The sequence below is a fragment of the Nonomuraea rubra genome (genome assembly GCF_014207985.1).
GTDB lineage: Bacteria > Actinomycetota > Actinomycetes > Streptosporangiales > Streptosporangiaceae > Nonomuraea > Nonomuraea rubra.
Genome location: NZ_JACHMI010000001.1, coordinates 8,222,899 through 8,247,544, shown reverse-complemented (window position 1 = coordinate 8,247,544; position 24,646 = coordinate 8,222,899). Strand labels below are relative to the sequence as shown.

Sequence of the window (24,646 nt, the reverse complement as noted above, 5' to 3'; positions counted from 1 at the left end):
TGGCATGAAACGACGATGGGGCAGCGTTCGTCCGGGCGCTGCCCCATCGGTGTTCTGCCAGTGGGTCAGTCGTTGGCGTGGAGGGCGGCGTTGAGTTCGATGCCGCCGCCCTTGCGGGGGAGGGCCTCCACCGCGCCCGACTGGGAGTTGCGCCGCAGCAGGATGCCGTTGGAGCCCGACAGCTCGGCCGCCTTGACGACCGTGCCGTCCGGCAGCGTGACCCGCGTGCCCGCCGTGACGTACAGGCCCGCCTCCACCACGCAGTCGTCGCCCAGCGAGATGCCCAGGCCCGAGTTGGCGCCCAGCAGGCAACGCTCGCCGATCGAGATGACCTGCTTGCCGCCGCCCGACAGCGTCCCCATGATCGAGGCGCCGCCGCCCACGTCGGAGCCGTCGCCGACGACCACGCCGGCCGAGACCCGGCCCTCGATCATCGAGCTGCCGAGCGTGCCGGCGTTGAAGTTCACGAAGCCCTCGTGCATGACCGTGGTGCCGGCGGCCAGGTGGGCGCCCAGCCGGACCCGGTCCGCGTCGGCGATCCGGACACCCGCCGGCATGACGTAGTCGACCATCCGCGGGAACTTGTCCACCCCGTACACCGTCACCGCGCCCCTGGCCCGCAGCCGTAGCCGCGTACGCTCGAAGTCCGGCACCGGGCAGGGGCCGAAGTTCGTCCACACCACGTTGGCCAGCAGGCCGAAGATGCCGTCCAGGTTGACGCCGTGCGGCCGGACCAGGCGGGACGAGAGCAGATGAAGACGCAGGTAGACGTCGTGCGCGTCCACGGGCGCCTCGGAGAGCTTGGCGATGCCGGTGCGCACGGCCACCACCTCCACGCCCCGCGCCGCGTCGGAGCCGGCCAGCCCGGCCAGCTCGCCGGCCTCGTCGGCGGAGAGCCGCTGGGTGCCCGGATGGGGCGCGTCGCCCAGCTCGGGGGCGGGGAACCAGGTGTCGAGTACGGTGCCGTCGGCGGCGATGGTGGCGAGGCCGACGCCGAACGCGCCGGTCGAGGTGGGATCGAAAGCAGTCACGGCCCCAAAAATACCGTTTCCAGGTCAGCCCGGGCCCGCAGGCACCCCGACGCCCCCACCGCCCTCATCCCCGGCCCCCAAGGCCGGCGGTGTCGACCCGCGGTGTGGGCCCCCGCGGTGTGGGCGGCAGCCCGGCCCATGGCAGGCCGCCGACATCAGAGCCGCCCTCAGGAGGCTGCCGGCGTCAGCCACCGTACTCATGGGGGCCCTCAGCTCAGGGCGCCCAGGTCGGCCGAGAGCCAGTGTTCCGGGCGCATCCTGAACGTCACCAGCACGTTGAGGTCCGACCCCTGGACGTAGCCGGACACCGCGTCCGGCGGCAGGTAGCGGGCGGAGATGCGGGTCAGGTCGTCCAGCGTCGTCGGGCCCGAGCGCACCACCGGGCCCTCCACCGACACGTAGCGGTAGGTGGGACTGACTCGCTGCGCCAGTATCGAGAACCGGCCCGTCTTCGCGATGAGCCTGGCCTTGTGCGAGCCGCCGTCCGTCAGGAACCGGATCTCGCCGCCGGGGCTGTAGTCGTACCAGACCGGTACGACCAGCGGCGCCCGGCCGTCGCCCGCCTCCACCGCCAGGCTGGCGATGTGCGACTCCGCCAGGAACGCCTCCCGCTCCGCCACGTTCAACGGCATCCCGCCCCACCCCCCATGAGTCTTCGATCTTGAGACGGCTATTCCCGGTGGGAGCGATCCCGAAAAGTCCCCACCCCACCCGAGGCCCGAGCCACAACCTCCGCCGCCGTACGAGGCGCCGCGACGTCCGCCGCCGCATGGTGTGGGGCGGTCTCCGCGCTGGTGCGCCGCGCGGCGACCTCCGTCCCTGTGCGGATCGTGGCGGCCTCCGCCCCTGTGCGGATCGCGGCGATCTCCGCCGCCGTGCGGACGAACTCGGCCAGTGGCCGCGACCGGGCCCCCTCCGGCCAGGCCAGCACCACGGTGGTCGGCTCCGCGTCCAGCACCGGCACGCACGTCAGATCCCGCCGCACCTGGTCGTGTACCGACTCCGGCGCCACCACGACGAGCCGCCCCAGCGCGACGAGCTGCATCAGCATCGCCGGATCGCCCACCTCCTGGTGGGACCCGGGCCAGCGCGGCGGCGGGCCGGCGTCGAGTTCGGCCAGGCGCACGTGGTCGCGGCCCGCCAGCGGGTGGCCCGACGCCATGACGGCCACGTTCGCCTCCACCAGCAGCGGCTCGCTGTCGAACCCCGTCAGGTCCTCGTACGGGCGGTGCAGGAACGCCACGTCCGCCGTCCCGTCGCGCACCAGCCGCGCCCGCTCCGCCACCCCGCACAGTGCCAGCTCCACCGCCACCGCCCCGGGCCGCGCCCGGTAGGCGGCCAGTACGTCCGGCAGCAGCCCGCCGTCGCCTCCCGGCTTGAGCGCGACCACCAGCCGCGGCTCCGCCAGCCCAGCCCTGCGGGCGCGGGCCGCCGCCCCCGGAGCCTGCGCCACCGACCTCACCAGGGACCTGCCGTTGCCCATCACCCGCACGGCCGCGGAGGGAGCGGCCGTCGTCATCCATCTGGCCACCCTGGGAGCCGACGGGCCGACGGGCGGGTTCTTCGACGACGGCGGGCCCGTGCCCTGGTGACGCCGCCCGGAATTACGGTCGAGCATTTCGGCCATCTGCCACGGAGTGCGATATCGTGCATGCGGAGAGTGTCGCAGCCGGGTACGACAAAACCGCCGGGCTCGGAAGCCGGGCGGTCGGGTCGGTGTCACCTCGGTGCCCCGGGTGGGATTCGAACCCACACTGAATGGATTTTGAGGCCATCGACTCTGCCGATTGGTCTACCGGGGCGGCGAATGTCCGGGCTGTGATCTCGTAGCGTAGCGCTCCGAGCCGCACCGGCGTGGATCTAATCTACCGGACGTCTGTACTCTTCTGCTCGTGAGTACGCAGCGGCGAGTAGTGATCGCGGAAGACGAGGCCCTGATCCGCCTCGACCTCAAGGAGATGCTCCAGGAGGACGGCTACGTCGTCGTGGGCGAGGCCGGTGACGGCGAGCAGGCGATCCGGCTGGCCGCCGAGCTGAGGCCCGACCTCGTCATCCTCGACGTGAAGATGCCGGTGCTCGACGGCATCTCGGCGGCCGAGCGCATCGTGTCCGAGCGGATCGCCCCCTGTCTCATCCTGACCGCGTTCTCCCAGCGCGACCTGGTCGAGCGGGCCAGGGACGCGGGGGCGATGGCCTACCTGGTCAAGCCGTTCACCAAGGCCGACCTGGTGCCGGCGATCGAGATGGCGGTCAGCAGGCACGAGGAGATGGTGGCACTGGCGGCCGAGGTCTCCAGCCTGTCGGAGCGGCTGGAGACCAGGAAGCTGGTCGAGCGGGCCAAGGGTCAGCTCATGACGCAGCACGGCTGGACGGAGCCGCAGGCGTTCCGGTGGATCCAGAAGGCGTCGATGGACCGGCGGCTGAGCATGCGCGAGGTTGCCCAGATCGTTATCGACGACACGGCGGAGCGATCCTGAAAAAGCCCTATATCAGGTGATTTGGCCCGGCGGGTTGTGGTGCGGTCACGAGTGGGCATCCAACCGGCCTCGGCCGCTTACGTGGGATGCGTCCCGGCGCGTAACTGATGGTCGGACGGAAGGTCCGCTCATCTCGATCGGAGACGCACTCCATGATCCGCATTCTTCGCGCGCCGCTCGCCGCCACCGCGGCGGTCGTGGCGCTGGCGGCGTGCTCGCCCGGCGACACGACCGCCGGCACCGTCCCCTCCGGCTCCGCGCCGGCGCAGCCGCCCTCGGCGACGGCGCCGCAGGGGGACGGCACGCTGAGCATCGGCACGGTGCTGCCGCAGACCGGGTCGCTCGCCTATCTGGGGCCGCCCATGTTCGGGGGCGTCGATCTGGCGCTCAAGGAGATCAACGGGGCCGGCGGCGTGCTCGGCAAGCCGGTCACGAAGTCCGACACGGACTCGGGGGACACGACCACCAACATCGCCTCGCAGTCGGTGGACAAGCTGCTGGCGCAGAAGGTGGACGCGATCGTCGGCGCGGCGTCCTCGTCGGTGTCTGAGTCGATCATCGACAAGATCACGCGGGCGGGCGTGGTGCAGTTCTCCCCGGCCAACACCTCCGACAAGTTCACCACGATCGAGGACGCCGGCCTGTACTTCCGTACGGCGCCGCCGGACAAGCTGCAGGGGCGGGTCCTGGGTGACCTGGTGGTCGCCGACGGCAACGACACGATCGGGATCCTGGCCATGCAGGACTCCTACGGCTCCGGCCTGGCCGACCAGGTGACGCGGACGGCCCAGGAGGGCGGCGCGACGGTCGTGGAGCGGGTGGACTACGACCCGAAGGCGGCCGACTTCTCCGCCGACGTGTCCAAGATCAAGGCGGCGAACCCGAAGGGCATCGTGCTGATCGGGTTCGAGGAGACGTCGAAGGTCGTGCAGGAGCTGGTCAAGCAGGGGCTGACCAGCGACAAGTACAAGTGGTACATGGTGGACGGCAACATGTCGAACACCAACTTCGCCAAGACCCCGAAGGGCACGATGGAGGGGGTCAAGGGCACGCTGCCCGGGGCGGAGGCGCCAGAGGCGTTCCAGAAGCGGCTGCTGAAGGTGAACCCGGAGCTGGCCGAGTACACCTACGCGGCGGAGTCGTACGACGCCGTGACGCTCATCGCGCTGGCCGCGGAGGCGGCCAAGGCGGACACGGGCGCGGCGATCGCGGGCAAGCTGGTGGAGGTCAGCAAGGGCGGCACGAAGTGCACGGGGTTCAAGGAGTGCGCCGATCTGCTGAAGGCGGGCACGGACATCGACTACGACGGCGTCAGCGGGCCCGTGGACTTCAACGACGTGGGTGACCCGTCGGTCGCGACGATCGGGGTCTACCAGTACAGGGCGGACAACACGTTCGACGCCGCCAAGGCGGTCGAATATCGCCGGGGGAACATCGACGGCTGAACCGCGCGGCTTTCTCACCCTGGTCCGGATATTCGGGCCAGGGTGCTCTGCTTTACGGACCCATCCGTAACTCTCCTGAAACAGACCATTACTCTGGGTATTTAGGACATTACGATCCAGTATAAAAGTCAGGTAAGAACTCCCCATCCTCGCGCTGAACAGGCATGCTGAGCTCGGAAAACGCGGCGAAGGTGATCGTCTCTTCGCCGAGATTGGGGGAGTTTCTTCTATGAACCGCATTGCTCCGATGGGGCGCCTGCTGGCAGCCGCGGCCGCGGCGAGCCTGGCTCTGACGGCCTGCGGCGGCGGCGACACGGCCAACCAGTCCGCCTCCACCGCGCCGTCCGCCGCGACGTCCACGCAGGCCTCCTCGGCGCCGGCGGCGAAGGGTGACGGCACGCTGACCATCGGCACGGTCCTGCCGCAGACCGGTTCGCTGGCGTTCCTCGGCCCGCCCGAGTTCGCCGGCGTGGACCAGGCCGTCAAGGAGATCAACGAGGCCGGCGGCGTGCTCGGCAAGCCGGTCACCAAGGTGCACACGGACTCCGGCGACACCACCACGAACATCGCCTCGCAGTCGGTGGACAAGCTCATCGGGCAGAAGGCCGACGCCATCATCGGCGCCGCGTCGTCGTCGGTGTCGGAGTCGATCATCGACAAGATCACGGGTGCCGGGGTGGTGCAGTTCTCACCGGCCAACACCTCCGACAAGTTCACCACCATCGAGGACAACGGCCTGTACTTCCGCACCGCGCCGCCGGACAAGCTGCAGGGCCGCGTGCTGGGCGACCTGATCGCCGCCGACGGCAACGACACCGTCGGCATCCTGGCGATGCAGGACTCCTACGGCTCCGGCCTGGCCGACCAGATCACCAAGACGGCCGAGGCCGCCGGCGCCAGCGTCGTGGAGCGCGTCGACTACGACCCGAAGGCGGCCGAGTTCTCCGCGGACGTGGCCAAGATCAAGGCCGCGAACCCGAAGGCCGTCGTGCTGATCGGGTTCGAGGAGGGCGCCAAGGTCGTGGCCGAGCTGGTCAAGCAGGGGCTCACCGCCGACAAGGTGAAGTGGTACATGGTGGACGGCAACATGTCGAACACCAACTACCTGAAGATGCCCAAGGGCACGCTCAAGGGCGTCAAGGGCACCATCCCGGGCGCCGAGGCGCCGGAGGAGTTCAGGGAGAAGCTGAAGAAGCTCGACCCGAAGCTCGACGACTTCACCTACTCCGCCGAGTCGTACGACGCGGCGAACCTGATCGCGCTGGCCGCGGAGGCCGCCAAGGACGACAGCGGCGCGTCCATCGCGGGCAAGCTGGCCGAGGTGAGCAAGGGCGGCGAGAAGTGCAAGAGCTTCAAGGAGTGCGCCGACCTGCTCAAGGCCGGTAAGGACATCGACTACGACGGCATCAGCGGGCCCGTCGAGTTCGACGACAACGGCGACCCGGCGGTGGCGACCATCGGCGTCTACCAGTACGGCGACGACAACAAGTACGCCCCCAAGGCGCTGGAGTACCGGACCGGCAAGATCGAGGGCTAGGCCCTCATCCGCCCGGGCCCCTTCCTTCCCGAGGGGCCCGGGCACGCCCGTCAGGAGCCGAGGCCGCAGGTCCGCTGGGCGTAGGTGATGAGGCGGTCCTGGAGGGGCTTGGGCGGGGTGACGATCAGCACGCGCTCCTCGCCGCCGTCCACCGACACCCGTACAGGGAACAGGAACGCCTTCTTGGCCTCGGCGAAGGCGTGCGGGTCGCAGCGGCCGGGGGTGAGCTCGAGCGGCACCTCCAGCCGCTGCTCCCCGGCGGCCAGCGTGCCCATGGGCCTGCGCGCGGGGGTGGCGATGTAGTGGGTGGTGCCTCCGACGTCGGCGAGGGTCACAGCGCCCTGCCCGCGCCGCGTGACCACCAGGCTCCCGCGCATCACCCGCTCGGACTTCGGCCCTGACTCCGTCCACTCGGGCCCGAACTCGATGCTCGCGCGCTGCTTGATCAGGAACTCCGAGCACTCGTCGCGCAGCAGCCTGGCCAGCAGCGGGTCGGGGTGCGGCACGTCGAAGACCACCTTGCGGAGCTGCTCCGACCCGGTCCGCACGTGCGCCACGACCGTCGCCGGCTGGACCTCTGGCAGGCCCTGGGGCCGGCAGTTGGCTGCGCCGTACGTGATGGGCAGGTCCGTGCGCCTGGTCTTCCTGATGACGGCGTCGGCCTGCTGCGGCGGCAGCGTCTTGAAGGACGGCGTGACGAGCTGGACATCAGCGAAATAAACGGGTGTTTCACTAGTATTTCGGACAGCCACTTGAAGCGCGTGCACCGGTTCGTCCGAACGATATTGGGCCAGCGTGACCGATACTCCGGGCGGCGGTCCGGCGGGCGGCGGGGAGTGCGGCTCGGTGGAGCCGCATCCGGTCGCCAGCGCGACGATCAGCAGGAGAGGCGTTTTGCGCTTCACCTGTCGCACATTAAGCGCCGGTGCGCAGCTCTCGTAAGTTGAGGAGTGATTACGACTCCGCATCCAAGTGCCGACAGTTCCCCAGCGGATCTGGTTCGAGTGTGCAGCAATTTTGTACGTTTCCTGCATTCGATCGGGAACGCTCGGCGGTGCTGAGGATCCCGGCCTGGAATCGGAGGAGACACTTCATGATCCGCATTGCTCCCGTGGGGCGGGCGCTGGCTGTCGTGGCTGCCACCAGCCTCGCCCTGACAGCCTGCGGTGGTGGCGGCGGTGACACCGCCACTCAGGCTTCCCAGAGTGCCGCGCCTGCCTCATCCGCGCCCGCGGCGAAGGGTGATGGCACGCTGACCCTCGGCACGCTGCTGCCCCAGACCGGTTCGCTGGCGTTCCTCGGCCCGCCCGAGTTCGCGGGCGTCGACCTCGCTCTCAAGGAGATCAACGAGGCCGGCGGCGTGCTCGGCAAGCCCGTGCAGAAGTTCGACACGGACTCGGGCGACACGACCACCAACATCGCCTCGCAGTCCGTGGACAAGCTGCTGGCGCAGAAGGCCGACGCCATCATCGGCGCGGCGTCCTCGTCGGTGTCCGAGTCGGTGATCGACAAGATCACGGGCGCCGGCGTGGTGCACTTCTCCCCGGCCAACACCTCCGACAAGTTCACCACCATCGAGGACAAGGGCCTCTACTTCCGTACGTCCCCTCCGGACAAGCTCCAGGGCCGCGTGCTGGGTGACCTGATCATCGCCGACGGCAACGACACCGTCGGCATCCTGGCGATGCAGGACTCCTACGGGACCGGTCTGGCCGACCAGGTCCAGAAGACGGTCACCGACGGCGGTGGCGAGGTCGTCGAGCGCGTCGACTACGACCCCAAGGCGGCCGACTTCTCCGCCGACGTGGCCAAGCTCAAGGCGAAGAACCCCAAGGGCATCGTCCTGATCGGCTTCGAGGAGACCGCCAAGGTCGTGCAGGAGCTGGTCAAGCAGGGCATGCCGGCTGACAAGCACAAGTGGTACATGGTGGACGGCAACACGTCGAACACCAACTACGTCAAGATGCCCAAGGGCACGCTGACCGGCGTCAAGGGCACGATTCCCGGCGCCGCGGCTCCGGAGGAGTTCCAGAAGAAGCTGACCGGGGTCAACCCCGACCTGGAGGACTTCAGCTACGCCCCCGAGTCGTACGACGCGGCGAACCTGATCGCCCTGGCCGCCGAGGCCGCCAAGAGCGACGCGGGCGTCGACATCGCGGCCAAGCTGATGGAAGTCAGCAAGGGCGGCACGAAGTGCAAGAGCTTCAAGGAGTGCGTCGACCTGCTGAAGGCCGGCACGGACATCGACTACGACGGCGTCAGCGGTCCGGTCGAGTTCGACGAGGCCGGTGACCCGGCCGTCGCCACCATCGGCATCTACCAGTACGGCGACGACAACAAGTACGCCTCCAAGGCGCTGGAGTACCGCACCGGCAACATCGCCGGCTGATCAAGCACCACCCAGGCACCACCTCGAAGGGCCCGGCCACCTCGGCCGGGCCCTTCCGGCTATCCGCCGCATTCCGCCACGATCCGGTCGGCGGCGGCGCGGTACTGCTTCAGCAGCGCCACCTGCCGCTCCCTGGGCACGCCGCTCTTCGACAGGGCCGCTGTGGTGCTCTTCACGGTCTCGGCGGCGTCCCGCAGCGAGCCGGGCAGCCGGTCGCCGAACTCCCTCGTGATGCCGTTGGCCTCGGCCAGACGGCCCAGGACGGCGTCCTCGAAGTTCTGCCGCTCCTCCTGGCCCTTCGGCTCCAGCATGAGGCCGGCGTACCCCAGGGCGGACACCACGCGGTCGCAGGGGCTGTCGGCAGGGTCGCCGCCGGTGCTGTACTTCTGCGCGGAGGAGGCGCCCTCCTGGCACCCGGCGAGCAGGGCGGGCAGGATGAGCGCGACTGCCGCGAAACGTCTCACACCACTCATTAAAAAACGGAGAAGGGGCCCAGGGGAGCCCCTTCTCCGTTTTGCCGCCGGAGCCCGGTTACGCCTTGGCCAGCGTCCCCAGGTACAGCTCGATGACCTTCGGGTCGTTGGCGAGCTGCCTGCCGGTGCCGGTGTAGGCGTTGCGGCCCTGGTCGAGCACGTAACCGCGGTGGCAGATCTGCAGGCAGCGCCGCGCGTTCTGCTCCACCATGATCACGGTCACGCCGGCCTTGTTGATCTGCTGGGCCTGGATGAAGACCAGGTCCTGCAGCTTGGGCGACAGGCCCGCCGACGGCTCGTCGAGCAGCAGCACGGAGGGCTCGGTCATGAGGGCCCTGGCCATCGCCACCATCTGCCGCTCACCGCCCGACAGGGAGCCTGCGCGCTGCTTGCGCCGCTCCTTGAGCGCGGGGAACAGCTCGGCCACGAACTCGAAGCGCTCCTTGAACTTCCCCGGCACCTGGAAGGCGCCCATCTCGAGGTTCTCCTCGATGGTGAGGCTGGGGAAGACGTTGTTGGTCTGCGGCACGTAGCCGACGCCGCGCGAGACCAGGGAGTGCGCCTTCATGTTCGTGATGTCCTCACCCTTGAGCACGACCGTGCCGCTGCGGATGGTGACCAGGCCGAACATGGCCTTGAGCAGGGTCGACTTCCCGGCGCCGTTGGGGCCGATGATGCCGATCAGCTCGCCGTCCTTCACGTACAGGTCGGAGCCGTTGAGGATGTTGACGCCCGGGAGGTAACCCGCGATCAGCTCGTCGCAGCGCAGCACCGCGTCCTTGGCGCCCTCCAGGTGGGCGCTGCGGTCGGTGACGGCGGCCTTGGACTGGACGGGCGCTTCGTCGGCGCTCACTTCTGCCTCTCCTCTGCGGTCTCGGGCTCCGGGGCGGTGATGCCGCCGGTCTCGTGGATCTCCGCCTCCAGGGCCGCCTCGGCCTCGTGGAGCTGGGCCTCCAGCTCGCTCTCCGACAGCGGCGCGTCGTGGTGGGCGCCGAGGTAGGCGTCGATCACGCGCTCGTCGGACATGATCGTCGAGGGCGGGCCCTCGGCGATGACCGCTCCCTGCGCCATGACGATGACCCAGTCGCTGATGTCGCGGACCATGTCCATGTCGTGCTCCACGAACAGCACGGTCATGCCCTGCTCGCGCAGGTCCTTGACGTGGCCGAGCAGCGACTGCGTCAGCGCCGGGTTCACGCCGGCCATCGGCTCGTCGAGCATGACCAGCTCGGGGCGGACCATGAGCGCGCGGGCCATCTCCAGCAGCTTGCGCTGGCCGCCGGAGAGCGACCCGGCGAAGTCGTCGCGCTTGGCGTCGAGCTTGAAGCGGACGAGCAGCTCCTCGGCCCGCTCGGTGATCTCCTCCTCCTGCCCGCGCCAGACGCTCGGGATGAGGGCTCGCCAGAAGTTCTCGCCCTTCTGCTGCTGGGCGCCCAGGCGCATGTTCTCCATCACCGTGAGGCGCGAGAGCGCCTTGGTGAGCTGGAACGTGCGCACCATGCCGGCCCGCGCCACCTTGTGCGCGGGTACGCCGTTCATGGCCCGCCCGTTGAACGTCCACGTGCCGGAGTCGGCCGTGTCGAAGCCGGTGAGCTGGTTGAAGAACGTGGTCTTGCCCGCACCGTTGGGGCCGATCAGCGCGGTGATGGAGCCGCGCTGGACCTCGACATGGTTGACCTCGACGGCGGTCAGGCCGCCGAAGCGGCGCACCACGTTGTCGGCCACGAGGATCGGGTCGGGCTTGGGCACCCCGGGATCGCGGGCCAGATCCTTGAACGCGGCCAGCGCCGCCGCCTTGCGGTCGGTGGCCCCGGCGGTCGCAGTCGTCTTAGCGTCGTGCATCGATCGCTATCTCCCTCTTGTCACCCAAAATGCCCTGCGGCCGGTAGATGAGCAACAGGATCAGACCGAGGCCGACCAGGATCCAGCGCATGGCACCGACCTGGTTCGTGTTCAGGAACGTGATGTACCCGGCGGCGACCGCCTCGGCCATCACGTTGTAGAACAGGACCAGGAGCACCCAGAAGATCATCGAGCCGAGAACGGGGCCGAGCACGCGTGCGGCGCCGCCGAGGATGAGCATCGTGTACATGTAGAACGTGGTTTCGGTGCCGAACACGTCGGGCTGCACCGAGGCGTAGCCGAGACCGTAGATGAAACCGCCGAAGCAGCCGATGACGCCGCCCAGGACGAGCGCCTGCATCTTGTACGAGAACACGCTCTTGCCCAGGCTGCGCACCGCGTCCTCGTCCTCGCGGATGGCCTTGAGCACGCGGCCCCACGGGCTCTTCATCAGCAGGTACACGATGAAGCTGAACAGGGCGATGAGCGCCCAGCCCACCGTGAGCACCCACATCGTGCGGTGGCCGAAGAGCAGCGGCACCGGCCCGAGGTTGAAGCCGTACTCCCCTTCGGGGTACGGGTTGAGCGCGTAGAACCCGTCGGTGAAGCCGCGCTGGCCGTCGGAGCCGCCGAAGACGCTCTTGAACTCCACCGAGCGGAAGATGAGGCGGACGATCTCCGCCGCGGCGATGGTGACGATGGCCAGGTAGTCGGCGCGCAGCTTCAGCGTCGGTATGCCCAGCAGGATCGCCAGGATGACGGCGGCGATCAGGCCGACGAAGATGCCGACCCAGAACGGCAGCCCCATGACGGTGACCGTGACGGCCAGCCCGTAGCCGGCCACGCCCATGAACGCGGCCTGGCCGAAGTTCAGCAGGCCGGTGTAGCCGAAGTGCACGTTCAGGCCGATGGCGCCGATGGCGTACAGCACCGTCTCGACGTTGACCGCCGCCTTGATGGTGGTGCTGAGAATCGTGATCCAGTCCATTCTGATCCTCCCCCGATCAGCCGATCCGCTCGCGGCGGCCGAGAATGCCCTGCGGCCGGACGAGGAGCACGATGATGAGTACGGCGAGCGCGCCCACGCTCTTCAGCTCCGGCGGCACCCACAGGGTCGAGACCTGGATGAACAGGCCGACCACGAGCGAGCCCACCAGGGCGCCGAAGGCGGTGCCGAGCCCGCCGAGCGTGACGCCGGCGAAGATGAGCAGCAGGACGTCCTGGCCCATCGTGTACTTCAGGTTCTGGGAGAGGCCGAGCATGATGCCGGCCAGCGCGGCGATGGCGCCGCCGAACGTCCAGATGATCCTGATGACCCGGTCGACGTTGATGCCGGACGAGGCTGCCAGCGCGGGGTTGTCGGCCACGGCGCGGGCCGCCTTGCCGGTGCGGGTGCGCAGCAGCGCGATGCCGACGATGATCAGGACCGCCAGCTCGATGCCCATGGCCACGAAGTTCTTGGGTGCGGCCGAGATCGGGCCCACCTCGATGCCGGGCTGGGCGGTGTACTGGGCGTAGGCCTCGGTCTGGCCGCCGAAGAAGATCAGGAACACGTACCGGAGGAAGAGCGCCACGCCGATCGAGATGATCATCATGGCGATCGTGCCGGTGCCGCGCCTGCGCAGCTGCCCCCAGAACAGGCGGTCCTGGAAGTAGCCGAGGACTCCGGCGACGATGACGGCGATCACCGCTGCCGGGATGAGATGCAGCCCGAAGCCTATGTTGAAGGCGTAGGCGAGGATGGCGCCCAGCGTGACCAGCTCGCCGTGGGCGAAGTTGGTCAGGCCGGTGGTGCCGTAGATGAGCGACAGGCCCAGCGCGGCCAGCGCGATGATCAGGCCGAGGTTCAGGCCCTCGAACGTGAGCTGCGCGGCCTGCGTCCAGAACGTGCTGGTCGAACCGCCGCCGTCCTGCTGCTGCTGGCCGGGGGCTCCCTTCGGCTGCAGGGCGTACAGGACCGTGGAGCAGTTGCCCTCGTAGACCGTCGGCGTGCGGACGTTGTTGCCACCGCGCACCTCGGCATTCTGCGGAAGGCTGCTGACATCCAACGTGACCTTGTACTTGCCTGGCTTGTCGACCTGTACGTCCCAGGTGCCTTCCGCGTTTGTCGTGACCGTCTCGACGGGTTGTCCGCCCTCTGTGGTCACAGCGACTTTGGCGCCGTTCACTGGCTGGCCTTGGAGTTTGAGTGTTCCCCTCAATCCCTGGCAATCGGCGGGACCCGCGTGGGCGGGCCCGGCCAGCAGGAAGATGAGTCCACCCAGGAAGGCCGTGAACGCGATCACGGCTCTGCGCAATGGTGCTCCCTCAAAAGTAGGTCAAGGCGGGGTTGTGCCCCTCCATCTCGACACGCGCGCATCGCAGGCACAACTGGGATGCAATGGCGGGAGCTTATTCCGGCGGCGCCCGGTTCAGTATCGTTCGTCACCAATTAGTGACATGCGTGTGTCACTCATGTGAGGAATCAACGAGCCAGGTCAGGGCCTAAATGAGGCGAGACGCCTGGCGTCGCGGAGGAACGAAACGATAACGATCAACCGAAAACGTGGACGAGCCCGCGGGGGCGGCCTTTGGGGCCATGTAAGGATCCCCTTGGCGCTTGCGAGAACACCCTCGCAGACGTTGGGGCCGAACACGTTTTCTACTGGGCCTCCCCGCGGGCTCTGTTGCGACCACGGTAGCGACCCGCGGGGGCCATGCGCAAAGGGTCGGCGAAAGTAACGGACGTGACGTAAGTGTTATCGGTCTCGCACCATGCAGGTGAGGCGTGAGGTACAGACGCGACGGCCCTGCTCATCGGTGATCTCGATGTCGTACGTCGCCAAAGTGCGGCCGCCGTGCAACCGTGTCGCGACCCCGGTGACGTACCCGGAGGTCGCCGACCGGTGGTGGGTGGCGTTCAGCTCGATGCCCACGGCGATGCGCTCGGGACCGGCGTGCACGGCCGCCCCCACCGAGCCCAGCGTCTCGGCGAGCACCGCCGAGGCCCCGCCGTGCAGCAGGCCGTACGGCTGCGTGTTCCCCTCCACCGGCATGCGGCCCACGACCCGCTCGGCCGTGACCTCCAGGAACTGGATGCCCATCTTGTCGGCGAGGGTGCCCTCGTGCAGGTCGCCGAATATCGAGACATCCAAGGGATTGGTCTGCGTCAAAGTGCCGCCTCCACTCTTCCGAGCTCGGGTTTTCTGTCGGAGACGCAGACTAGGCTGCGTACGTGCCGAAGAGTGAAGTGACCCCCAGCCGCCCGTGCCTGCTGCTGCTTGACGGGCATTCCCTGGCCTACCGCGCGTTCTACGCGCTCAAGGACGCCAACCTGATGACCACCGACGGTCAGCACACCGAGGCGGTCTACGGGTTCACCTCGATGCTGACCAACATCCTGCGCGACGAGCAGCCCACGCACGTCGCGGTGGCCTTCGACCGGTCGGAGCCGACGTTCCGCCACGAGGAGTACGCGGAGTACAAGGCCAACAGGAGCGAGACCCCGGAGGACTTCCGCGGTCAGATGCAGCTCATCTACGAGCTGCTCGACACGCTGCGCATCCCGCGCATGTCCAAGGCGGGCTTCGAGGCCGACGACCTCATCGCCACCCTGGCCACCCGCGCCGGCGAGCAGGGTATGAACGTCCTGATCGTCACCGGCGACCGCGACGCGCTGCAGCTGGTCAACGAGCACGTCACCGTCCTGATGACGCGCAAGGGCATCAGCGACATGACCCGGTTCACGCCGGAGGCGGTGGAGGAGAAGTACGGCCTCACCCCCGCCCAGTACCCCGACTTCGCCGCCCTGCGCGGCGACCCCAGCGACAACCTCCTGAGCATCCCCAGCGTGGGGGAGAAGACCGCCGCCAAGTGGGTGCGCGAGTTCGGCTCCCTGACCGCGCTCGTCGACCGGGTCGACGAGGTCAAGGGCAAGGTCGGCGACAAGCTGCGCGAGCACGTCGCCCAGGTCCTGATGAACCGCCGGCTCACCGAGCTGCTGCGCGACGTGCCGCTGGAGGTCGAGCTCGGCGACCTCAAGCAGGGCGCCTGGGAGCGCGAGGAGATCAACAAGCTGTTCGACACCCTGCAGATCCGCGGCGAGCTGCGCGAGCGGGTGTTCAAGGTGCTCGGCACCGGCGAGCAGGAGCCCGAGCAGGGCTTCGAGGTCGAGACCGTGCTGCTCGGCCCCGACCGGGTCGCCGGCTGGCTGTCCGCGCTGCCCGAGGGCCGTGCCGGGCTCGCCTTCAAGGGCGCCTACGGCAGCGGCACCGGCCGCGTCGACGCCATCGCCGTGGCCTCGCCCGACGGCACCGCCGCCCACATCGACCCCGTCAAGCTCACCGAGAGCGACGAGGCGGCCCTGCGAGCCTGGCTGGGCGACGACACCAGGCCCAAGGCCGTGCACGACGCCAAGGGGCCCATCCTGGCCCTCTGGGCGCAGGGCATGGAGCTGCGCGGCCTGAGCTGCGACACCGCGCTGGCCGCCTACCTCGCCATGCCGGGCCAGCGCACGTTCGCCCTGGAGGACCTGGCCAGGCGCTACCTCCACCGCGACCTGCGGGCCGAGGAGGAGCCCAACGGGCAGGCCGCGCTGTTCGGCGACGACGAGGACGCCCCGGCCAAGGACCTCGCGCTGCGCGCCCACGCCGTGCGCGAGCTGGCCGAGGCCCTGGAGACCTTCCTGGCCGGGCGCGGCGGCACGCAGCTCCTGGCCGACGTGGAGCTGCCGCTGCTGTCGGTGCTGGCCGAGATGGAGCGGGCGGGCATCGCCGTCGACAGCGAGTACTTCGCCGGCCTGGAGGCCGAGTTCGGGGCCGCGGTCAAGCACGCCGTCGAGGAGGCGCACCGCTCGGTCGGCGAGCAGTTCAACCTGGGCTCGCCCAAGCAGCTCCAGGAGATCCTGTTCACCCGGCTCAACCTGCCCAAGACCAAGAAGATCAAGACCGGCTACAGCACCGACGCCGACCAGCTCGCCTGGCTCGCCACCCAGACCGAGCACGAGCTGCCCACGATCATGCTGCGCCACCGCGACCAGCAGAAGCTGCGCACCACGGTGGAGGGCCTGATAAAGGAGATCTCCGACGACGGGCGCATCCACACCACGTTCAACCAGATCATCGCCGCCACCGGCCGGCTCTCCTCGGAGAAGCCCAACCTGCAGAACATCCCGATCCGCACCGCCGAGGGCCGCCGCATCCGGCAGGGCTTCACGGTCGGCGAAGGCTACGAGACGCTGCTGACCGCCGACTACAGCCAGATCGAGCTGCGCATCATGGCCCACCTGTCGGGCGACGAGTCGCTGATCGAGTCGTTCGAGTCGGGGCACGACTTCCACCAGGCCACCGCCGCCAGGGTCTTCGACCTGCCGCCCGAGCAGATCGACGGCGAGCTGCGGGCCCGGATCAAGGCGATGAACTACGGCCTGGCCTACGGCCTGTCCGACTTCGGGCTGTCCACCCAGCTCAACATCCCGGTGAGCGAGGCGCGGGCGCTGAAGGAGGAGTACTTCCAGGAGTTCGGCGGCGTGCGCGACTTCCTCAACGCCATCGTCTCCCAGGCCCGCACCGACGGCTACACCGAGACGATCATGGGCCGCCGCCGCTACCTGCCCGACCTCACCAGCGACAACCGCCAGCGCCGCGAGATGGCCGAGCGGATGGCGCTCAACGCGCCCATCCAGGGCTCGGCCGCCGACATCATCAAGGTCGCCATGCTCCACGTGCACCAGGCGCTGCGCGAGGAGGGGCTGGCCTCGCGGATGTTGCTGCAGGTCCACGACGAGCTGGTGTTCGAGGTGGCGCCGGGCGAGCTGGAGCGGCTCACGCAGCTCGTGTGCGACCAGATGAACGCCGCCTACCACCTGCGGGTGCCGCTGGAGGTCTCGGTGGGCGTGGGCCGTACCTGGGAGGACGCGGGGCACTGACCGGAGCCCCGGCCGGGGCCCGCCGAGGCGGTCCCGGAACCGCCGCTTGTGCCCCGGATTCTCCACTAGCCTGGGGAGCCGTCCTCACCGAGCGGCCGGGGGTTTCGTGCGGGTTCCAGGGTCCCTTCCGCGGATCATCGGCATCGCGAACGTCGTCGTGATCACGGTGGCCGTCATCGGCCTGAGCCTCCTGCCGGCCGGGCCGCGACCCCAGGCCGGGCCGAAGGCCGCCGAGCACGGGCGGAGCCCCGCGGCGGCCGCGTCGCCTGAGCCGTCCGCCAGCCCTGTCGGGCAGCCGCCAGGGGTGGTGGCCACGCCCGAGTTCGCCCGGCAGGTGCGCGCCAACGAGGCGGGCCTGGTGCCGGTCCTGATGTACCACCGCATCCTGGCCAAGCGGCACGCCTCGCTCGACCGGACGCCCGACCAGCTCAGGAAGGAGCTGGTGAGGCTGGCCGAGCGGGGTTACGTGCCGATCACCGCCAGGGAGTTCGCCTCCGGGGACATCCGGGTGCCCGCCGGGAAGCACCCCGTCGTGCTCACGTTCGACGACGGGCACCCCAGCCACTTCGGGCTCGGGGCGGACGGCGGGCCGCTGCCCGGCACTGCCGTGGCGGTGATCCAGGAGGTGGCGGGCCGGTATCCCGGATTCCGGCCGGTGGCCACGTTCTGGGTCAACAGGGAGCCGTTCGGGCTGCGCGACAGGGCCGCGCAGGAGGCCGCCGTGCGGTGGCTGGTCGATCACGGCTACGAGGTGGCCAACCACACCTGGGGCCACCCGAACCTGAGGATGCTCAAGCGCAAGAAGGTCGGCGAGCAGATCGTCAGGATCGAACGCCTGCTCAAGAAGCTCGGCGCGCCGCCGTCGGAGACGATGGCCCTGCCGTACGGGTCGATGCCCCGGCCCAAGAAGGCCGCGCGGAGCGGGTCCTGGGACGGCACGCGGTATGATTTCGCGGGCGTGTTCCTCGCCGGGGCCGAGCCTTCGCTTTCGCCCTACGCGAAAAAGTTCGACCGTGGGGCGATCCAGCGGATCCAGAGCAACGGCAAGAAGGGCGAGTGCCGCAAATGGTGCTCGCAGTACTGGCTGGAATGGCTGGACAAGCACCCTCGTGAGCGCTATGTGAGCGACGGCGACCCGGAGCGGATCTCCATACCGGAGGCACTTCGAGGTAATATCGTCGCCAAGCGAGGGCTCCAGGTCATCGCCTACTGACGTCTCCCCGGATTGACCCAGTGGCGAAGGTCTCATATGCTGATCGCTGCGCTGTGGGCTCGCGCGCGCCTCAGACGGAGCGGGCTCGCGCTCGGTCACGTCGATGTCGTAATTCCTCGGCTTGATGCGGAAGAGGGCCTGCCGCGCATCCGCCACATCGACATCCTGTCCGCGTTCGGAGCAATTCCACACATGACGTCCAGCACTGAGGCCACCTCGAGCACCCCGCAGGTAGCGGTCAACGACATCGGGTCCGAGGAAGCCTTCCTCGCGGCGATCGACGAGACCATCAAGTACTTCAACGACGGCGACATCGTCGAGGGCACCGTCGTCAAGGTCGATCGAGACGAGGTTCTTCTCGATATCGGCTACAAGACCGAGGGTGTCATCCCCTCGCGTGAGCTTTCGATCAAGCACGATGTCGATCCCGCTGACGTCGTGGAGGTCGGGGAGCACGTCGAAGCCCTGGTTCTCCAGAAGGAGGACAAGGAAGGGCGCCTGATCCTGTCCAAGAAGCGGGCTCAGTACGAGCGCGCCTGGGGCACGATCGAGAAGATCAAGGACGAGGACGGCATCGTCACCGGCACCGTCATCGAGGTCGTCAAGGGTGGTCTCATCCTCGACATCGGCCTGCGGGGCTTCCTCCCCGCGTCCCTGGTCGAGATGCGCCGTGTCCGCGATCTGCAGCCGTACGTCGGCCGTGAGCTCGAGGCGAAGATCATCGAGCTCGACAAGAACCGCAACAACGTGGTCCTGTCGCGCCGCGCCTGGCTCGAGCAGACGCAGTCCGAGGTTCGCCAGACGTTCCTCAACACCCTCCAGAAGGGCCAGGTCCGCAAGGGCGTCGTCTCCTCGATCGTCAACTTCGGTGCGTTCGTGGACCTCGGCGGCGTCGACGGTCTGGTCCACGTGTCCGAGCTGTCCTGGAAGCACATCGACCACCCGTCCGAGGTGGTCGAGGTCGGCCAGGAGGTCACGGTCGAGGTCCTCGACGTCGACATGGAGCGCGAGCGCGTCTCCCTGTCGCTCAAGGCCACCCAGGAAGACCCGTGGCAGCAGTTCGCCCGCACCCACCAGATCGGCCAGGTCGTGCCGGGCCGCGTCACCAAGCTGGTGCCGTTCGGCGCGTTCGTCCGGGTCGAGGAGGGCATCGAGGGCCTGGTCCACATCTCCGAGCTGGCCGAGCGCCACGTGGAGATCCCGGAGCAGGTCGTCCAGGTCGGCGACGAGATCTTCGTGAAGATCATCGACATCGACCTCGACCGTCGCCGCATCAGCCTCTCGCTGAAGCAGGCCAACGAGGGCGTCGGCGCCGAGGTCGAGTTCGACCCGACGCTGTACGGCATGGCGGCCACCTACGACGACCAGGGCAACTACATCTACCCCGAGGGCTTCGACCCCGAGACGGGCGAGTGGCTCGAGGGCTTCGACAAGCAGCGTGAGGAGTGGGAGCGGCAGTACGCCGAGGCCCAGCAGCGCTTCGAGGCCCACAGGAAGCAGATCGAGGAGGCCCGCAAGGCCGAGGCGGAGGCCGGCGAGGCCGCTCCCTCGACCTACCAGGGCGAGACGCCGGCCCAGTCCGGCAGCTCCTCGTCGGCTCCCGCCAGCGGCGCGCTCGCCTCTGACGAGGCGCTCGCGGCTCTGCGCGAGAAGCTCGCGGGCGGCCAGAGCTGAGGTCCGCCAGGACTTCGGCCGCCTGAGGCACAGGTAGTCGGGAGGCCCCGCACGGTTCGCCGTGCGGGGCCTTCCGCATTCTCCGCTCCTCCGCCCAATGCGGAACGATCCTTGCCGCATTGCCGTCTACCTTCGGAGGCATGAACGAGATCAAGCCCTTCCGCGTCGACATTCCCCAGGCCGACCTGGACGACCTGCGAGCCCGGCTGCGGCGCACCAGATGGGCCGCGCAACTGCCCGGCGGGTGGAGCAGGGGCGTGCCGGTGGCGTACCTGCGCGAGCTGGCCGCGTACTGGGCCGACGGGTTCGACTGGCGGGCCCAGGAGGCCAGGCTGAACGCCTTCCCCCAGTTCACCACCGTCATCGACGGGCAGCCGGTCCACTTCCTGCACGTGCGCTCGCCCGAGCCGGACGCCCTGCCGCTGGTCATGACGCACAGCTGGCCCAGCACCGTGGCCGAGTACCTGGAGGTGATCGGCCCCCTCACCGACCCGCGCGCGCACGGCCTCGACCCCGCGGTCGCCTTCCACGTCGTGGCCCCGTCGCTGCCCGGATTCGCGTTCTCGCCGTTCCCCGAGCCCGCCGACGAGCGGCCGTGGAGCATCGAGCGGGTGGCGCGTACGTGGGCGGAGCTCATGCGGGGGCTCGGGTACGAGCGGTACGGCGCGCACGGCAACGACGCCGGCGCGCTCGTCACGCCGCAGCTGGCCGCGCTGGACAGCGAGCACGTGGCGGGCTCGCTCATCACCGCCGGGCTGGGCATCCCCACGGGCCGGCCGGGCGAGCTGGACGGGCTCGGCGAGAAGGAGCTGGCCGAGCTGGAGGAGCTGACCGCCTGGACGACCGGGGGCAGCGGGTACGGGCCGTACCTGGCGGCCAGGCCGCAGACGCTCGCGTACGGGTTCGCCGACTCGCCGGTGGCACAGCTCGCGTACCTGGTGGAGAGGTTCAAGGAGTTCGACGGGTGGGGATCGGGGGAGGAGCCCGTCGGGCGGGACCTGGTGCTCGCCAACGCCAGCCTGTACTGGTTCACGGCGACGGGCGGCTCGTCCTCCTGGACGTACTACGAGGGGGCGGCCGGGCTGCCGATCTCCCAGCGCGCCGTGCCCACCGGGGTGACGCACGGCGGGCCCGAGGTGATGCGGCGGCTGGCCGAGCGGGACAACGACCTCGTGTACTGGGGGCAGGCGCAGAGTCCCAGCCACCTGATCGGACTGGCGGCGCCCGGCACGCTGGTGACGGGCATACGGGAGTTTTTCCGGATGATCCGGTGAGCGGGGCGGAGATTTTACCTAGGGACTTTGCAAGGCCCTGACCTGCGGGATCGGGCGCTGGGAAACTGGGCGGCGGCGCTGGTGGTCGCGACTCTCCCAGAGGTGACGCATTGGGCATGGTTCAGCGGGTGATCCGGGCGGCGGCCGTGCTGGCGGCGGCGGTCTGTGCCTCCGTACCCGGCGTTCCGGCGGCCGTCTCCGCCTCCGTCCCGGGTGTACCGGCACCGGTCCAGGTGGGGTGGTGGGGGTGCGGGGACGGGCTGGAGTGCGCGAAGTTGTCCGTGCCCGTCGACTGGGCCAGGCCGCGCGGGCCGCGTACCGAGATCGACCTGGCGCGGATGCCCGCCCGGGACCCGGCCCGCGGCCTCGGCCCGCTGGTCGTCAGCACCGGCGCCGAGTCCACCGTCCAGGGCGTGCGGGCGCGGCCCGACGCCGTGAGCGAGCTGGCCCGCTGGTTCGACGTGGTGTTCGTCGAGCCGCGCGGGATCGGTGACCGGGGGAGCGCCGCCACCGTACGCTGCTCGGTGCCCCAGCCCGACCCCCGCCGGCTCCAGCTCACCCCCGGGCCGGCCGCCTGGCGGGCCCACGCCCGCGACAACGCCGCCTACGACCGGAGCTGCCGGATCGCCGCCGGGCCCGCCTACGCGGGCCTCACGTCCTGGCAGGTGGCCCACGACCTCGACGCCGTACGCGCCGCGCTCGGGCAGCCGCGGCTGCGGTACTTCGGGAACGCCTACGGGGCCGTGTTCGGGCAGGCCTACCTGGAGCTGTTCCCGAGGCGGGTGGAGCGGATGTACCTGGAGGGGGTGCCCGACCACGGGCAGCCCGGCGTGGGGCGGCGGCTGATCGCGCACGCGCGGGCGGCCGAGCGGCAGCTCACCGCCTTCCGCGACTGGTGCGCGGGGCGGCTGGGCTGTCCCCTCGGAGGGGACGACGCCGTGAAGGTCCTCGACGGCCTGCTCGAACGCGCTCCCCTGCCCGCCGCCCCCGGGCAGGCGTTGGACTCGCGGGGGATCGTGGTCGCCGTGCTGGCCGGGCTCGTTCCGCAGCGGTGGCCCGAGCTGGCCCGGGCCCTGTCGGCGGCCGACGCGGGCGATGCGAGCGCGCTGGCGGCTATGGCGGCCCCCGGGCGGCCCGTGGCCCCCGCGACGGTGACGCGGTCGCTGCACTGCCACGACTTCATGCCCGCCGTGCCCGGGTACCGGCGGTTCCTGGCGATGGAGTCGCGCCTGCGGGAGCTCGCGCCGCGGGTCGGGTGGCTGACCGGCCGGTACGAGGTCGGCCGCTGCCTGGGCATCACGGGCCGCCCGAGCTGGCCACCACGCCCGGCCGCGCTCGGCAACGGCCTCCCCACGGCGGCGCGGGGCGGCGGAGAGCCGTCCGCGGGCGCCGCGGCGCGGGCCGTGAGGGGCCCGGCGGTGCTGGTCGGGATCGGGCGGCTGGACCTCGAGAGCCCCGCCTCCGGCGCCGCACGGGTGGCCGGCCGGATCCCGGGGGCCGCGGTGCTCCGGCACGGGGACGGGCACGGCGCGTACCTGCACCAGGGCACCGCCAAGCTGCGCGCCACCTGCCTGCGCTCCCGCGTGCACGACTTCCTCGTCAACGGCACCCCGCCCCGGGCCCGTACGCGCTGCCCCGGAGAGCTGACGGCCGTGAGATAGGCTGCCGCAGGTGGTGATCGAACGAGCCGAGCCCGCGGACGCGGGCGAGATCCTCACCCTGCAGCGCGCGGCCTACCTCAGCGAGGCCCAGCTCTACGGCGATCCGTACATCCCGCCGCTCGTCGAGTCGCTGGAGCAGGTGCGCAAGGTCGTCGAGGACGCGCTGGTGCTCAAGGCGCTCGACGGCACGCGGATCGTCGGCGCCGTACGCGGCCGGCTGTCCGGCGCCACCTGCCTGGTGGGCCGCCTGGTCGTCGCCCCCGACCGGCAGGGTCAGGGCGTGGGCACGGCCCTGCTGCGCGCCCTGCACGAGGCGCTGCCGGAGGCCGAGGCGTTCGACCTGTTCACGGGCCACCTGTCGGAGGGGAACCTGCGGCTCTACCGCCGGCTGGGCTATCGGGAGACGAGCCGCGAGCGGATGGACGATCACCTGACGGTGGTGTACCTGCGTAGGACGCCAGATCGATCCCCTCCTCCGCGATGATCATGGCGCGGCCGAGGTCATCGTCCACCCAGTTCCACCCCCACCGCCACTCCGAGCCGGCCGGATGCGCGGCGTTCAGCCGGTCGAGCACGGCCTGCAGCCGGGCGGCGGGCACCACGATCTGGTGCCTGCCGCGCCACGGCACGTGCTCGGGCGCGTCCAGCGGCGGCACCCGCACACCGTGGCGCCGCAGCCCCGCCAGCACCTCCTCCGGCGAGACCCCGAACGGGTGCAGCGGCGTCGCCCCGCGCTCCACCTCGGTGTCGTGGGCCAGCGCGATCAGCCAGTGCTCCGGCGACGGCACCCGCTCGCCCTCGGCCAGGGCCAGGCCGGTCGCGATGCCCGACAGCTTGTGGAGGGCCGGATTGGCGAAACCGCCGCCCCGGTGGTGCCCGGGCCGCCCGTGACGGGGCAGGAGCTCCAGGGCGTGCTCGTGGTCCAGCCCGGCCTCGTTCAGCACCCTCGCGGCGAGAGAGTCGCCGCTCAGCAGGGCGAGCACGACGTGCCACGGCCCCACCCAGTCGTCGCCGGCGGCCGCCGCCTGCTCGTGGGCGGCCCGTACGATCCAGCTCACCATGCTCCGATGATGCACCTTGGACTAGGCTTCTGGCGTGCTGAAGATCGGACTGACCGGCGGCATCGGCTCCGGCAAGAGCGAGGTGGCCAGGCGGCTGTCGGCCGCGGGCGCCATGGTGATCGACGCAGACAAGATCGCGCGTGAGGTGGTGGAGCCGGGCACACCGGGCCTGGCGCGGGTGGTGGCCACGTTCGGGGAGGAGGTGCTCCGGCCGGACGGCTCGCTCAACAGGGAGAAGCTGGGCTCGCTGGTGTTCGCCGACTCCGAGCGGCTGGCGGCGCTGAACGCGATCGTGCACCCGCTCGTCGGGGAGCGGGTGGCGGAGCTGCAGCGGGCCGCCGCCGACGACACCATCCTGGTCTACGACGTGCCGCTGCTGGTGGAGAACAACCTGGCCCCCATGTACGACGTCGTCATCGTCGTCGACGCCCCCGACGGCCTGCGCATCAGGCGGCTGGCCGAGCACCGCGGCATGCCGGAGGCCGACGCCAAGGCCCGCATCGCCGCCCAGGCGACCCGCGAGGAACGGCTGGCGGCGGCCGACTTCGTGATCCCGAACGACGGCTCGCTGGAGGAGCTGGACGCGCGGGTGGCGGAGGTCTGGCAGGAGCTGCTCGGGCGCGCCGCCCGCGGCTGAACCGGCGGGTTGACGGCCTGACCGGTT

Annotated in this window: 22 protein-coding genes, 1 tRNA gene and 1 pseudogene; 12 read left to right on the top strand and 12 right to left on the bottom strand. The window is 70.0% G+C overall.

Annotated elements, in window-relative coordinates; all coding sequences use genetic code 11:
* Positions 1-65 precede the first annotated feature (65 nt).
* The 3 genes from dapD to HD593_RS37435 form a co-directional block, all read right to left on the bottom strand.
* Complete coding sequence (gene dapD, locus HD593_RS37445; protein ID WP_185106636.1) at positions 66-1,031, bottom strand: 2,3,4,5-tetrahydropyridine-2,6-dicarboxylate N-succinyltransferase; 966 nt, start codon at positions 1,029-1,031, stop codon at positions 66-68.
* Between the two features lie 209 nt (positions 1,032-1,240).
* Positions 1,241-1,663: a pyridoxamine 5'-phosphate oxidase family protein gene (locus HD593_RS37440; protein ID WP_185106635.1), complete on the bottom strand. Its 423-nt coding sequence runs from the start codon at positions 1,661-1,663 to the stop codon at positions 1,241-1,243.
* 38 nt (positions 1,664-1,701) lie between these two features.
* A complete protein-coding gene (locus HD593_RS37435) occupies positions 1,702-2,421 on the bottom strand; it encodes a LysR family substrate-binding domain-containing protein (RefSeq protein ID WP_185106634.1) in 720 nt (239 codons plus the stop codon).
* Between HD593_RS37435 and HD593_RS64650 the strand changes: the two genes are divergently transcribed.
* A complete protein-coding gene (locus HD593_RS64650; RefSeq protein WP_221525177.1) occupies positions 2,408-2,623 on the top strand; it encodes a hypothetical protein in 216 nt (71 codons plus the stop codon). The genes HD593_RS37435 and HD593_RS64650 overlap by 14 nt on opposite strands.
* 136 nt (positions 2,624-2,759) lie before the next feature.
* On the opposite strand, the gene HD593_RS37425 is transcribed toward HD593_RS64650, so the two are convergent.
* Positions 2,760-2,833: transfer RNA gene (locus HD593_RS37425), tRNA-Leu, on the bottom strand.
* Positions 2,834-2,923: 90 nt separating this feature from the next.
* On the opposite strand from HD593_RS37425, the gene HD593_RS37420 reads away from it, so the two are divergent.
* The 3 genes from HD593_RS37420 to HD593_RS37410 all read left to right on the top strand — a co-directional run bounded on the left by HD593_RS37420 (position 2,924) and on the right by HD593_RS37410 (position 6,490).
* Positions 2,924-3,508 (top strand): ANTAR domain-containing response regulator, encoded by a 585-nt coding sequence (locus tag HD593_RS37420; protein WP_312903976.1) that lies wholly within the window; start codon positions 2,924-2,926, stop codon positions 3,506-3,508.
* Positions 3,509-3,660: 152 nt separating this feature from the next.
* On the top strand, positions 3,661-4,953 hold the full coding sequence (locus HD593_RS37415) for an ABC transporter substrate-binding protein (RefSeq protein ID WP_185106633.1): 1,293 nt from the start codon (positions 3,661-3,663) through the stop codon (positions 4,951-4,953).
* A 229-nt stretch (positions 4,954-5,182) separates the two neighbouring features.
* Entirely contained in the window at positions 5,183-6,490 is a 1,308-nt protein-coding gene (locus HD593_RS37410) for an ABC transporter substrate-binding protein (protein ID WP_185106632.1), read from the top strand.
* 50 nt (positions 6,491-6,540) lie between these two features.
* Here the strand turns inward: HD593_RS37410 and HD593_RS37405 are convergent, their stop codons facing one another.
* The gene (locus HD593_RS37405; RefSeq protein ID WP_185106631.1) at positions 6,541-7,395 is read right to left on the bottom strand and encodes a hypothetical protein; all 855 of its coding nucleotides are present in this window, start codon (positions 7,393-7,395) and stop codon (positions 6,541-6,543) included.
* A gap of 188 nt (positions 7,396-7,583) precedes the next feature.
* Between HD593_RS37405 and HD593_RS37400 the strand changes: the two genes are divergently transcribed.
* Complete coding sequence (locus HD593_RS37400; protein WP_185106630.1) at positions 7,584-8,879, top strand: ABC transporter substrate-binding protein; 1,296 nt, start codon at positions 7,584-7,586, stop codon at positions 8,877-8,879.
* A 59-nt stretch (positions 8,880-8,938) separates the two neighbouring features.
* Here the strand turns inward: HD593_RS37400 and HD593_RS37395 are convergent, their stop codons facing one another.
* From HD593_RS37395 to HD593_RS37370, 6 genes are all read right to left on the bottom strand, one after another.
* The gene (locus HD593_RS37395) at positions 8,939-9,343 is read right to left on the bottom strand and encodes a hypothetical protein (protein ID WP_185106629.1); all 405 of its coding nucleotides are present in this window, start codon (positions 9,341-9,343) and stop codon (positions 8,939-8,941) included.
* 67 nt (positions 9,344-9,410) lie between these two features.
* A complete protein-coding gene (locus HD593_RS37390) occupies positions 9,411-10,205 on the bottom strand; it encodes an ABC transporter ATP-binding protein (protein ID WP_312903974.1) in 795 nt (264 codons plus the stop codon).
* Positions 10,202-11,194, bottom strand: coding sequence for an ABC transporter ATP-binding protein (locus tag HD593_RS37385; protein ID WP_185106628.1), 993 nt, complete (start codon positions 11,192-11,194; stop codon positions 10,202-10,204). Before HD593_RS37385 ends, HD593_RS37390 begins: the two co-directional genes overlap by 4 nt.
* Positions 11,181-12,182 (bottom strand): branched-chain amino acid ABC transporter permease, encoded by a 1,002-nt coding sequence (locus tag HD593_RS37380; protein WP_185106627.1) that lies wholly within the window; start codon positions 12,180-12,182, stop codon positions 11,181-11,183. The genes HD593_RS37385 and HD593_RS37380 overlap by 14 nt, the downstream gene beginning before the upstream one ends.
* 16 nt (positions 12,183-12,198) lie before the next feature.
* A complete protein-coding gene (locus tag HD593_RS37375) occupies positions 12,199-13,209 on the bottom strand; it encodes a branched-chain amino acid ABC transporter permease (RefSeq protein ID WP_312903972.1) in 1,011 nt (336 codons plus the stop codon).
* Positions 13,210-13,932: 723 nt separating this feature from the next.
* A complete protein-coding gene (locus HD593_RS37370) occupies positions 13,933-14,277 on the bottom strand; it encodes a PaaI family thioesterase (RefSeq protein ID WP_185112367.1) in 345 nt (114 codons plus the stop codon).
* 131 nt (positions 14,278-14,408) lie between these two features.
* On the opposite strand from HD593_RS37370, the gene polA reads away from it, so the two are divergent.
* From polA to HD593_RS37340, 6 genes are all read left to right on the top strand, one after another.
* Positions 14,409-17,099 carry a DNA polymerase I gene (gene polA, locus HD593_RS37365; RefSeq protein ID WP_185106625.1) on the top strand — a complete coding sequence of 897 codons (2,691 nt, stop codon included), beginning with the start codon at positions 14,409-14,411 and terminating at the stop codon, positions 17,097-17,099.
* A 106-nt stretch (positions 17,100-17,205) separates the two neighbouring features.
* Positions 17,206-18,312, top strand: coding sequence for a polysaccharide deacetylase family protein (locus HD593_RS37360; RefSeq protein ID WP_185106624.1), 1,107 nt, complete (start codon positions 17,206-17,208; stop codon positions 18,310-18,312).
* 192 nt (positions 18,313-18,504) lie between these two features.
* Positions 18,505-19,986, top strand: coding sequence for a 30S ribosomal protein S1 (rpsA, locus tag HD593_RS37355; RefSeq protein ID WP_185106623.1), 1,482 nt, complete (start codon positions 18,505-18,507; stop codon positions 19,984-19,986).
* Between the two features lie 140 nt (positions 19,987-20,126).
* Complete coding sequence (locus HD593_RS37350) at positions 20,127-21,260, top strand: epoxide hydrolase family protein (protein ID WP_185106622.1); 1,134 nt, start codon at positions 20,127-20,129, stop codon at positions 21,258-21,260.
* 116 nt (positions 21,261-21,376) lie between these two features.
* Positions 21,377-22,921 (top strand): alpha/beta hydrolase, encoded by a 1,545-nt coding sequence (locus HD593_RS37345; protein WP_185106621.1) that lies wholly within the window; start codon positions 21,377-21,379, stop codon positions 22,919-22,921.
* A 13-nt stretch (positions 22,922-22,934) separates the two neighbouring features.
* Positions 22,935-23,405: a GNAT family N-acetyltransferase gene (locus HD593_RS37340; RefSeq protein WP_185112366.1), complete on the top strand. Its 471-nt coding sequence runs from the start codon at positions 22,935-22,937 to the stop codon at positions 23,403-23,405.
* Positions 23,406-23,670: 265 nt separating this feature from the next.
* On the opposite strand, the pseudogene HD593_RS65590 reads toward HD593_RS37340, so the two are convergent.
* Positions 23,671-23,982, bottom strand: a pseudogene (locus HD593_RS65590) (Clp protease N-terminal domain-containing protein); the annotation flags it as partial.
* A 34-nt stretch (positions 23,983-24,016) separates the two neighbouring features.
* On the opposite strand from HD593_RS65590, the gene coaE reads away from it, so the two are divergent.
* Positions 24,017-24,619: a dephospho-CoA kinase gene (gene coaE, locus HD593_RS37335; RefSeq protein ID WP_185106620.1), complete on the top strand. Its 603-nt coding sequence runs from the start codon at positions 24,017-24,019 to the stop codon at positions 24,617-24,619.
* Positions 24,620-24,646 lie beyond the last annotated feature (27 nt).